The organism is Brevibacterium renqingii (genome assembly GCF_017808105.1).
GTDB lineage: Bacteria > Actinomycetota > Actinomycetes > Actinomycetales > Brevibacteriaceae > Brevibacterium > Brevibacterium renqingii.
In genome coordinates this window covers 1-1,383 of record NZ_JADBHF010000024.1, presented here as the reverse complement: position 1 = coordinate 1,383, position 1,383 = coordinate 1, and the positions used below count along the sequence as shown (strand labels likewise).

Annotated in this window: 1 rRNA gene (only partly in view); it reads left to right on the top strand. The window is 54.2% G+C overall.

Features of this window, described 5'->3' with window-relative positions:
- Positions 1–1,382: ribosomal RNA gene (locus IHE57_RS16105) — 23S ribosomal RNA — on the top strand (it extends 1,853 nt beyond the left edge of the window).
- The last annotated feature ends 1 nt before the right edge of the window (position 1,383 follow it).

The window sequence follows — 1,383 nt, the reverse complement described above, 5'->3', positions numbered from 1 at the left end:
CTGTGGTGGGGTGATCTGGTGATCCTCTGCTGCCGAGAAAAGCATCGACGTGAGGGTGTGTGTTGCCCGTACCCTATAACCGACACAGGTGGTCGAGTAGAGAATACTCAGGTGATCGAGAGAATCGTGGTTAAGGAACTCGGCAAAATGCCCCCGTAACTTCGGGAGAAGGGGGACCATCCCGGTGAACCACACTTTGCTGTGGGATGTGCTGGTGGTGGTCGCAGAGGCCAGAGAGAAGCGACTGTTTATTAAAAACACAGGTCCGTGCGAAGATGTAAGTCGATGTATACGGACTGACGCCTGCCCGGTGCTGGAAGGTTAAGAGGACCCGTTAACAGGATTCGTTCTGTGAAGCGGAGAATTTAAGCCCCAGTAAACGGCGGTGGTAACTATAACCATCCTAAGGTAGCGAAATTCCTTGTCGGGTAAGTTCCGACCTGCACGAATGGCGTAACGACTTCTCTGCTGTCTCAACCACGAACTCGGCGAAATTGCATTACGAGTAAAGATGCTCGTTACGCGCAGCAGGACGGAAAGACCCCGAGACCTTCACTATAGTTTGGTATTGGGATTCGGTGTGGTTTGTGTAGGATAGGTGGAAGACTGGGAAGCCCTGACGCTAGTTGGGGTGGAGTCGCTCGGTGAAATACCACTCTGACCATAGTGGATTCCTTAACTTCGGACCCTGATCGGGTTCAGGGACAGTGCCTGATGGGTAGTTTAACTGGGGCGGTTGCCTCCTAAAGAGTAACGGAGGCGCCCAAAGGTTCCCTCAGCCTGGTTGGCAATCAGGTGTCGAGTGTAAGTGCACAAGGGAGCTTGACTGTGAGACGGACGTGTCGAGCAGGAGCGAAAGCTGGGACTAGTGACCCGGCCATGGCTTGTGGAAGCGTGGTCGCTCAACGGATAAAAGGTACCTCGGGGATAACAGGCTGATCTTGCCCAAGAGTCCATATCGACGGCATGGTTTGGCACCTCGATGTCGGCTCGTCGCATCCTGGGGCTGGAGTCGGTCCCAAGGGTTGGGCTGTTCGCCCATTAAAGCGGTACGCGAGCTGGGTTTAGAACGTCGTGAGACAGTTCGGTCCCTATCCGCTGCGTGCGTAGGAAATTTGTGGAGGTCTGTCCTTAGTACGAGAGGACCGGGACGGACGAACCTCTGGTGTGCCAGTTGTTCCGCCAGGAGCATGGCTGGTTGGCTACGTTCGGGATGGATAACCGCTGAAAGCATCTAAGCGGGAAGCCTGCTCCGAGATGAGATTTCCAACCCGTGTTGAAGCGGGGTGAGGTGTCCTATAGATGATGGGGTTGATAGGCCGGGTATGGAAGCACAGTAATGTGTGGAGTTGACTGGTACTAATACACCGATCACTCACTCAA